The 9,934-nt window shown below is 37.9% G+C and carries 11 protein-coding genes; 6 read left to right on the top strand and 5 right to left on the bottom strand.

Annotated elements, in window-relative coordinates; translation table 11 throughout:
- The 5 genes from K1X82_07120 to K1X82_07100 all read right to left on the bottom strand — a co-directional run.
- Nucleotides 1-293: hypothetical protein (locus tag K1X82_07120; GenBank protein MBX7181865.1), on the bottom strand; the 293-nt coding region annotated here is incomplete at its 3' end.
- Nucleotides 294-296: 3 nt separating this feature from the next.
- On the bottom strand, nucleotides 297-497 hold the full coding sequence (locus K1X82_07115; protein MBX7181864.1) for a hypothetical protein: 201 nt from the start codon (nucleotides 495-497) through the stop codon (nucleotides 297-299).
- Between the two features lie 517 nt (nucleotides 498-1,014).
- The gene (locus K1X82_07110; protein MBX7181863.1) at nucleotides 1,015-1,542 is read right to left on the bottom strand and encodes a hypothetical protein; all 528 of its coding nucleotides are present in this window, start codon (nucleotides 1,540-1,542) and stop codon (nucleotides 1,015-1,017) included.
- A gap of 69 nt (nucleotides 1,543-1,611) precedes the next feature.
- Nucleotides 1,612-1,944 carry a hypothetical protein gene (locus K1X82_07105; protein MBX7181862.1) on the bottom strand — a complete coding sequence of 111 codons (333 nt, stop codon included), beginning with the start codon at nucleotides 1,942-1,944 and terminating at the stop codon, nucleotides 1,612-1,614.
- Complete coding sequence (locus tag K1X82_07100; GenBank protein ID MBX7181861.1) at nucleotides 1,934-2,317, bottom strand: phage holin family protein; 384 nt, start codon at nucleotides 2,315-2,317, stop codon at nucleotides 1,934-1,936. The genes K1X82_07105 and K1X82_07100 overlap by 11 nt, the downstream gene beginning before the upstream one ends.
- Between K1X82_07100 and K1X82_07095 the strand changes: the two genes are divergently transcribed.
- From K1X82_07095 to K1X82_07070, 6 genes are all read left to right on the top strand, one after another.
- Complete coding sequence (locus K1X82_07095; GenBank protein MBX7181860.1) at nucleotides 2,316-3,359, top strand: AI-2E family transporter; 1,044 nt, start codon at nucleotides 2,316-2,318, stop codon at nucleotides 3,357-3,359. The genes K1X82_07100 and K1X82_07095 overlap by 2 nt on opposite strands.
- A gap of 666 nt (nucleotides 3,360-4,025) precedes the next feature.
- Entirely contained in the window at nucleotides 4,026-5,168 is a 1,143-nt protein-coding gene (locus K1X82_07090; protein ID MBX7181859.1) for a glycosyltransferase, read from the top strand.
- 32 nt (nucleotides 5,169-5,200) lie between these two features.
- The gene (locus tag K1X82_07085) at nucleotides 5,201-6,808 is read left to right on the top strand and encodes a DUF839 domain-containing protein (protein ID MBX7181858.1); all 1,608 of its coding nucleotides are present in this window, start codon (nucleotides 5,201-5,203) and stop codon (nucleotides 6,806-6,808) included.
- Nucleotides 6,809-6,810: 2 nt separating this feature from the next.
- A complete protein-coding gene (locus K1X82_07080; protein ID MBX7181857.1) occupies nucleotides 6,811-7,452 on the top strand; it encodes an SOS response-associated peptidase in 642 nt (213 codons plus the stop codon).
- 2 nt (nucleotides 7,453-7,454) lie between these two features.
- Nucleotides 7,455-7,853, top strand: coding sequence for an ATP-binding protein (locus K1X82_07075; GenBank protein ID MBX7181856.1), 399 nt, complete (start codon nucleotides 7,455-7,457; stop codon nucleotides 7,851-7,853).
- Nucleotides 7,854-8,237: 384 nt separating this feature from the next.
- Nucleotides 8,238-9,893, top strand: a complete 1,656-nt coding sequence (locus K1X82_07070) for a hypothetical protein (GenBank protein ID MBX7181855.1) — start codon at nucleotides 8,238-8,240, stop codon at nucleotides 9,891-9,893.
- Nucleotides 9,894-9,934 lie beyond the last annotated feature (41 nt).

The following is a 9,934-nucleotide window of genomic DNA, read 5'->3' as shown; positions in this document are numbered from 1 at the left end:
ATCCCTTTGTGAGGATTTGCTGCTGAGGTAGAATTACAGTTTCGGTCTTGGCAACTTGAAAGCGAGGCTCTACACCCTAAAAAACTACCTGTAATATGACCAGGGTTGGTATTTGATGGAATTGAGGAATAATTTACTCCAAAAATTCGATTAATGAATTCGACATTCGTTTCATTGCTTTGGTTTGATGCATCACCATAGTAGTCAACACAATTTGAATAGTATTGAATACTCTGACTGTTTGCTGTAAATAAGAACAATACGAATGCAAGTGCTGTGTAGTATTTTTTCATGTCCTAAACGTTTTTGTTATGATTACTAATTTGATTGTAGGAAAGTTCTAAAAATGTATTGAGTAAATCTTTCATCTGGGGGTTGCCGGGTAGGCAAAAGCAAATGTGAAGCAACTGTGGGTTGCCTCGTGCGGGGCGTTGCTTCTCTTTTGCTTTTGAGAAGAATAGCCAACCGGCTTTGCCGAAATTTTTTAGCCGTTTCATGTGTCGCACCAAAGTTAATATTTTACACTGTTGCCCAAGCATTTCCGATAACTCCCCCATACCTCCCACTTCCTCTCTCCTACCCCTCCAACAGTATGCAAATATGTACACTTTTTATTAAAACAAAAATAAAAATTTAAATTAATTTATTCCCATTAAATATTCAAAATGCCATGTGCTAAAAAACATGACCAATCCATCCAAATTCAAGCAGATAACTCTTAATTTAGTTTCACTTACCTGATCATTTGAAAACAAATTGCTTAACCTGATTGCAAAAGCAAAAAATTGCCCGGACAGGATTGCGCCACCCCGCCCTTGCACCTCACCCCCGGGTAGGGATAGCAGTGGAAAGCCCACAGGAGCCCCACGGCGCTAGCCTGGGGCGACGAGGACTTGGAACGAATAGCCCGACCATGAGCCCCATGCACTCCACCCGGTTTAATTATCCCAACCCAATCGGGCGAATGGGACCCGCCTAATAAGAATTATAAAATCAGAAAAATTCCCCTTCCACTTACTTGTCGCCGGGAAAACGTATTCCATTTTTGAAGACTTGCCAAACCGATTCGTTCTCCAGCTTTTTTTCGCCATAAACAAACTGTACCACAATAGACTCTGCATCGTACCACGATACTACCTGCCATTCTGTACCATCTTCGCTTTTCCAAAAATCGACTAATCCTTTGGCCGAAGAATGGGTCGACAATTCATGCCCCTTGCCTACTCCGGCACTACTTATAACCTTATAACTTTGCTTGAGATACTCGAGGTAAGATAAAACCAACTCCTCGCTCATGCCTGACTTGTCTTTCAAATTAATAACAATGGCACTAAATCCAAATGGGGTACCGGTACTAATATCGGAACTTTCGATGGTATAAACTCTGGAAGAATCGGGCGACCAGGATGCCGTATTGTTATGCGGAATGGTAGGAAGGTAAATAGAAAAACCCGAATCGCCAATGGGATACTTGGCAAAACGGGGAGAAGTTTGTGACCAAGCCAGGGTAGGTAAAATGACTAATAGTATAAGTAAACGCATGCTGTTTTTTATCAAAAGTAAACCTAAGATGGGCTATTGCACAGACAACTATTGAAAAAACTTACCAAATTACTTGGTGAGAATATTAATAATGCCTGCTGCAATGCGCTTAATTAATTCCACCAACTTTTCTTTTATATTGGTTGGGTCGGATTGAATGAGAATGGCGGTATCAACACCTTCGGAAACCAGCAATTTAACTATTTCAGCCTTGGCACTGCCCTCCTTATTCCACTGATAACCGGTGAGACTTTGAATGGCAATAGGACCTAAATTGTCGCTGATATGATCGACCTGAAGTCCAATTTGCATTTCCTTTTCTTTACACAATACAGCCAATTCGGCTTTGCGTCGCTGCAAACTTTCCAGGTTTGTAATGGGGGTTTTAGGCTTATTCTCCATGGGTTAATTCAATGATTTTATTAATGATGTATAACTCCAATTTTTTCTTAAATCCAAGGAAAAAGAACAGGAGTAATAACAAGTAAAATCCGGCAGAAATAAGGAAACCAAGTCCATAATTTCCAAACAATTGTCCTAGAAAAAAACTTACCGATACAAACAAGGCCAAAACCAAAAACAAAACTAAAATAACAATGATGAGGGTGGAGGAGAAATAAGCTGTTATCTTAGCCGTGTTCTCAATCAGGCTAAGTTTGGTATGTTCAGACCTCAATTCAACATAATCGGTAACCTGGTTTTTGAGGGCCTTAATGGGTTGTTGTTGATCAGCTTCCATATCGTTTATGAATCTTCGAAAGTAACTAAATTCCATGCTAAGTTCTATTGAAAATGAAAAATTAGCTCAACGCATATTTCTGGCTGTTTTGGTCGGATTGGGCTTGATTATTTTTTACTCCTTGTCGGATTTGTTAAGTGTATTCCTTACTTCCATCATTTTTTATGTTTTAGGAAAACCTGTCATTGGATTTTTCGAAAATCGTTTAAAGTTAAACACCACCCTGTCTATCTGGATTTTTATGCTAATTAGCATCGTGGTAATCGTTTTGCCGGTAATCTTGGTTAGCAATGCCTTTTATGCCAAATTGAAGTTTTTACTGCAGGATGTATCCATCGATACCAGCTTAATGTCCATCGACAACAAGCTGTTTTCGTTGATTGGTATCAGGCTGATTAGTCCGGATAATATCCAAAAAATCCAGGAATTTGCCACTTCCATTTTTGCTAACATGCTATCTGAATCGGCCAATTTTATGGCCAATACCTTGATCATGTATTTCATTGTTTACTACATGCTTCAAAATTCAGAGAATATAGAAACATGGATTTCTGAACATTTGGAGTTCTCCCCTGAAGATTTAGCCGTATTAGGAAAAGAACTGGAGGTTCAGATTTATTCCAATGCTTTAGGCACGCCCATTTTAGCCATTTTACAAGGTATTGTTGCCTGTTTTGGTTATTGGCTTTTTAATGTTCCCGATCCATTTTTTTGGGGACTAATTTCAGGGGCCTTTTCCTTAATTCCTTTTGTTGGTACCACCTTAATTTGGCTACCTGCAGGCTTAATTAAACTGATGCAAGATCAAACCCTGGAAGGGATTGGTATTTTGGCTTATGGCGGAATTGTAATTTCGATGGTAGATAATTTATTTCGCTTTGTTTTTCAAAAACGAATTGCCGATGTGCACCCCTTAATTACCATTTTGGGCGTTTTGGGCGGACTCAAATTATTTGGTTTAGCCGGTTTAATTTTCGGACCTCTCATGCTGTCTTATTTTCTGATTTTACTTAAAATCTATAGAAAGCTAGGTCATTCAACCCGGGATTCGGAAGCGGAAATGCCCGTAGAAAAATGAATATCCAGGCTGGCCATTTCGAAACCTGAAGGCTACGATCATTCAAAACTTTATGTCTGCAATAAAAAGGGCATCTTAAAAAGTCAAACCATACGAATCTGTTTTTGTAAAATTCCTGTTATGCGGGCCCCCTCCGCCCAATTAGTTTTGTGCAACTCCTGAAAATTCTTCACGGGCGTTCGGGTCACGCTTTCGGCTGTAGTCCTCGTCCACCTAGGCTATCGCCGTAGGTGTCCTGTGGGCTACTTGCCTCAATCGTTGCCCGAGGGTGCAGGCCCTGAATGTTGCGGTTGAAAAAAAGTGGAAGGAAGGTTGCCGGTGAATGAAAAACTTGTTTTTTTTAATATGACGGTTTAAACCGTCATTAAAAAAAGGGAATTAAAATGAAAGTTTGATTTTTTGGGGTTGAATCTGCCGGTTTAACCCAAATCAAGTAAAAGGCTGATTCCAAATCCGAATTGCTTGATCGAGTTGGGATTACCCCTCCCAAAGAAATTCGGGATAGAAGTTTTTATCAATTTGAAAAAACAGATTGATTTACAAATACTTAACTCGTTTTAGCCTTTCAAATGGCTAATCTGGGTTTAATGCAAATTCATACTTCATTCAACATTAAAAGGAGGGCGAAGGTAGGATTGGTTTACTTTTGAGCACTTCCTCCATCAGTTGATTCTCTTTCTCACATACCTCTTGTTGCTTATTCAGGTGCTGTATGGTCTGTATTTGCTTAGCCTGGCCAGGGCCTGGAAGAATTTCCGGCTTCCAAGCTATTCCGAAAGCAGCAATACTATTGGGGTAAGTATTGTAATTGCTGCCAGAAATGAAGCAAACACCTTACCATCATTACTCGAGGATTTAAACCAACAAAACCACCCATTTTCCCATCTGGAAGTAATTGTTATTGACGATGCCTCCGAAGATGGCACCTTGGCATGTATTGAAAATTACCAATCTAAAGTCAAATACTCTTTAAAAGCAATTCGGTTGGAAGATAGCAAAGGCTTTAATATTTATAAGAAAAGAGCAATTGAAAAAGGAATTGAAATAGCCGGTTTTCCAATTATTGTTACAACAGATGCCGATTGTAGGGTAGGCAAAAACTGGTTAAGCCAGTTGGTTCTTCCCTTTTCAAATCCCAACATCCAACTGGTTCTTGGTCCGGTACAATTTCATTACCAACCTGGATTTTTTCAAGCCTTTCAACAGTTGGAGTTCTCCAGCTTAATTGGTGTAACCGCCGCTACCTCCCATTTGGGACATCCACTGATGTGCAATGGAGCTAATTTAGCCTATCGAAAGGATTGTTTTTATGCGGTGGGTGGTTACGGAAACGACGGATTTGCTTCAGGCGATGATATGTTCTTGCTTCATAAAATTCAAAACCGTTTTCCTGGACAAATACTGTTTATGCAAACCAAGGAATCCATGGTTTCCACACAATCTAAACAGGATTTCTCCGAATTTTTGGGACAACGAAAACGCTGGGTTTCTAAAAATCGGTTTTTACCGGATTGGAAAACCTTAACAGTTGGGGCTTTAACCTATGCCTCATCTGTATCCATTGTCATTTATTTTTTACTCGTTTTGGGAGGAGAGAGTTGGATGATTTTCCCCTTATTATCAGCAATGATCATAAAGGGATTGACAGATTATTTCTTCCTCAAAACCATAGCCAACTTCTTTAATTTGGATAAGTCCCTACCCTACTTCTTTCCTGCATACCTCATGAATTTAATTTACACCAGTTTAATTCTACCTTATTCCAGCCTGGGAAGAAATTACCAGTGGAAAGGCAGAAGTGTGAGATAATTCAATCAAAACTAGTATCTTAGCCCTTGATTATGAATTTCTTTTCACCGGTAAAAACCATCTTATTCTGTGTACTTTTCCCTGTTTTAGCCCAAGGACAAGGTTTTGGAAATTTCCTGGGTTTAATGCCACATAGCCAAAATCTTTATTTTGAAATACCGAATGGATTTTCATTTCAAGTATTAGTTAAAGCCAGTGATACCTTAAGTTCAGGTGAAATTATGCCAATAAATAGCGATTTTACCGGATTCTTACCTAAAAATGGTATAAATCCACTAAACGGATATTTATTGATTAATTCTGAAACCAAACCGGGTGGAGCCACCTTATTTGATGCCAACTTTGACAATATTATGCGTCGTTGGGTTATCTCCAACGGACAAAAGCTCGACTTTTCTGCATTTTCATGCGGTATAGGTGCAGGCACACTAAACAACTGTTCGGGCGGAATTACTCCCTGGGGAACCTTTGTATCATGCGAAGAAAAAGCATTTGACACCTTAAATTGCAATTACAAGGGCTACCCTACTTTTGGATGGTGCATAGAAATAAACCCACTTACCCGCCAGGTGGTAGACTATGAAAATGATGGAAATCCGGATAAAATTTGGTCATTTGGTCGCATGCAACACGAAAATGCTTGTTTTGCACCTGACTACCGAACTGCCTATTTCGGCGAGGATAATTTCAATCCGGGTTACCTCTTTAAATTCATTGCCGATACAGCCTCCAATTTGAGTTCCGGCACTTTGTTTACCCTAAAACTTAATGCCGATTCAACCACCGGAACCTGGCTACCCATCCAAAATAACACTATTACAGAACGTTGCTCTGTTATACAACAAGCCACCACTTTAGGCGCTACACCTTTTATGAGAATAGAAGATGTTGAAATTGGTCCGGGAGGTAAAATTTACTTCGCATCCACTTTGCATGGCAAAATATTCAGGTTTCAAGACCTTGGAAACAACATTGCGCAATTTGAAACCTTTGCATCCTCTCAAAATTACCTGGTTCAATACGAAGGAGGACAGGTTCAAGAAAGCTTTTCTTGGCCCGATAATCTGTGTTTCGACCCGGAAGGAAATTTGTATGTAACACAAGATGGTGGAAATAATCATATTTGGCGATTTGGAGCTAACCACAGCCAGGCCCTACCGCAGGTTTCTATTTTTGCCAATACCCCGGTAGGAAGTGAACCGACCGGAATAAACTTTTCTCCGGATGGGAATTTTTTATTTCTTTCCATCCAACATCCAAGTCCGCTAAACAGTGCTCAACAATATGATGTACTTGGCAATCCGGTTAATTTTATTAAGGATGTAAGTTTGGTTATTGCACGCAATGAGACTTTTACCGGCGGTACCCAATCTGTGCATCCAACACCCGATTTTCCTATTACTTTTTCATTTATTGCGGAAGAGCATAAATTACTTTGCTACCCCAATTCCAACTTACCCTTAACCGGAGAATGGCAAATAATCAATGAATTAGGTCAATCTTTATTAAAACAATCCTTTAACGCTGGTGAAAATCACCATATTTTGGCTTGGGATTTAAATATACTTGAATCTGGTTTTTATTTGCTCGATATTCAGGTAAACAATCAACATAAATTTTTCCGTTTTGTGTTTAACTAAACATGTGTTACCATTATAAAATCACCAAGAAAGTAATCAAAATTGAAGAGCGTTTTAAAGCCATTATGAGTGTAGAGGATAAGGAACTTTTCGAGGAAAAAACACATATCAACGGATACAATCACCCATGGCTTCCGGCAATAAGCAACAAAGAACCACATCTTTTGCACCTGATGAGTTGGGGTTTAATTCCATTTTGGGCCAAGGATAATAAAATTGCCAATTCCACCTTAAACGCTAAGATTGAAACAGTTCACCAATTGCCATCCTTTAAAAATGTGGTTAATAACCGTTGTTTAATTCCGGCAGATGGTTTTTTCGAATGGAAACATTTGGATGAAAAAGGTAAAAACAAACAATGCTATTCTATTGGGTTAGAAAATCAGGAATTGTTCTCTTTTGCAGGATTATATTCCAAATGGAAAAATCCGGAAAATGGAAGGGAAATTTTCACGTACACCATTCTAACTACCGAAGCAAATACCTTGATGTCCGAAATTCATAATGTAGGATTACGCATGCCGGTAATACTTAAACAACAAGAAGAAAATAACTATCTTAATGGAATGGATTTGAATGAATTATCAAATCGTGAAGATATTAAATTAAGTGCCACTCCTATCGATTCACCTTTAAAGCGTTAGCCATGAATTCGCTGATTTTATTGAGAGGTTTACCCGGGAGCGGAAAGTCAACCCTGGCTAAGGTTTTATCCGAGAATGGCAAATATCCGGTTTATTCCGTTGACGACTATTTTACCGATGAAAAAGGAAATTATAGCTTTATTTTTTCAGAGAATCATTTGGCTTACAAGCAATGTGAAAATTTAACCCGGGAAAGCATGAGGAATGGGATTTCAAAAATCATTCTCGACAATACTTTTACGTTGGAATGGGAAATGTTACCTTACCAAAAGATGGCGGAGGAATTTGGTTATCAATGTTTCTATTTAGTGGTTGAAAATCGTCATAATGGCAAAAACACCCATGGAATTGATGATGAACAATTGGGTAAAATGGCTAGTAAATTCAAGGTGAATCTTTAGTAAATTTTTAACTATTATTTGGCGGGTCCCATTCGTCACAGGCAAATAGTTCATAATTAAAAAATACGAATGTCTTATGGTAGGCCCTTTCGGCAGTAGCTCTCGTCGTTGGCATCCCCGAAAGTGTTCGTGTCGGCCAACTCTTTTGGGTAATCTACCTCTATCCCTTCCCTACCAATCCCCCTAACCCGGTGCAAAAAAGTGACATATATTAAGGCTGCTTGTTATGCAATTACTTTACAAACCTATTTTCTGTTAAATAAATTCTACTGGAAATATTTATCCGGATATGGATTAATTTTATTCTTGAAAAATTATCGACAAATAATTTATTTGTAATGATTTAGCTTATTTTCGCCAACATTCTTAAAATTCATTATTTAATTGCAATCAAAATTTTTAATCCTTTTTTTAGCAATTAGCTTTAGTTTTTCAGCTTGGGCTCAGAAAGGAACAGTAAAGAAAGACGATAATGTCAAAATCAAATGGGGAGAAGATTTTAAATTTCCCAAGAAGCACCTCGATGGTGGATTTTTTGGTGATAAGGAGAATGGTTTGGTTCAAGTTTGTATTAAACCCAAAAAAGATATCATTTTCTTAAAATACGATTTAGATCTTAAACCCAAAGGCCAGGAAGTATTTGATTTAAAGAATTACCCTAAAGATTTAACCAATGAAGGCTTTCTTACCATGAGAAATCACTTGTTTTGGTTGTATTCAGTTTGGGATAAAAAGAATGAAAAGGAGCAATTGTATGTTTTGGAATTTGATCGTAAAAGTTTTAAACCAATTGGAAAATCCAGAAAAATTCTTGATTCCAAGCGACTTTCAGGCACTTTTGCAAGTACCGGTAGTGCCTATGGTTTCGCAGTTAAGGACAAGTACAGTTTTTACTTTAACCATGATTCAACCAAAGTTGCAGTAAAATATCGAATTAAACCGGAAGAAAAAGACGATAGCAAAAACAAAGATGTTATCGGAATTTTTGTGTTCGATGAAAACTTTAATAAGTCATGGGGTAGAGAGGTTAAAATGCCATTTACCGAAGCCGCAATGGATAATTTGGACTATCAAATTGATAATTCCGAATCAGTATATATTCTAATAGAGAAAAAAGCACCAAAAGACAAAAAAGATAAAGAAAAAAAGGAAGAAACTAAACGAGATTTTAAACTTTTGAAAGTTGTAAAAGACTCCAAGGAGTTGGAAGTTATTGACGTTGATGCAAAATTAAAATACATCCGTTCTTTGGGAATTTATTCCGATAGTAAAGGTTCCTTGAAACTCTTAGGCTTTTACTCCAATGAAAAACACGGTGTAGATGGAATTTTAGTAGCCAACCACGATGGAACTAAGTTTGGCGAATTGGTTTTTAATGAAATTCCTGACAATGTGATAAAACAATTTGAGTCTATTCGCAGCAAAAAGAAAATGGAAAAACGCGAAAGCAAAAGCGGAAAAGATGGAGATCAGGAGTTGTATAATTTAGAAATGGACCAGGTTGTTTTTAATTCAGACGGTACTATGACTGTTACTGCTGAAGAATGGAAGTGGACCATGACTATCCGTGTTGAAAAATATGGTTACAAAACCATTTACCACTATTACTATAAAGATATTTATATCATTTACATGGATAACGATGGAGAAATGATTTGGGTGAAGAAAATCCCTAAATCTCAAAATGGTTCTTCTGAAAATATTTTTAGAGGTTATTCAAACGCAAATACCATGTCGTATTACTACCACTACCACCAAGGAAACCACTATGTAATTTTCATGGATAATGCCAAAAATGCCAATTTAAAACCAGATCAAGAACCGGCATCTCATGTTGACAATTGGGGTGGAATGGTTACTTCGGTTCGCATTGATCCGGATGGAAATATGTATCGCAAAACATTGTTTGATGTGAAAGATCTAAAACGAACTTTGCGTCCAAGGGAATTTAATCAGGTAACCGATGATATCATCATTAATATCGCATACGGAAGAGGTCAGACTAACCCGGTTCAAATCAAATTTCAAGACAAAGATTAATTCAATCTAATATGCAAAAGACCAGTTTTAACTGGTCTTTT

It is taken from the genome of Bacteroidia bacterium, from assembly GCA_019695265.1.
Lineage (GTDB): Bacteria > Bacteroidota > Bacteroidia > JAIBAJ01 > JAIBAJ01 > JAIBAJ01.
This window is presented reverse-complemented; position numbering and strand designations above follow the sequence as displayed.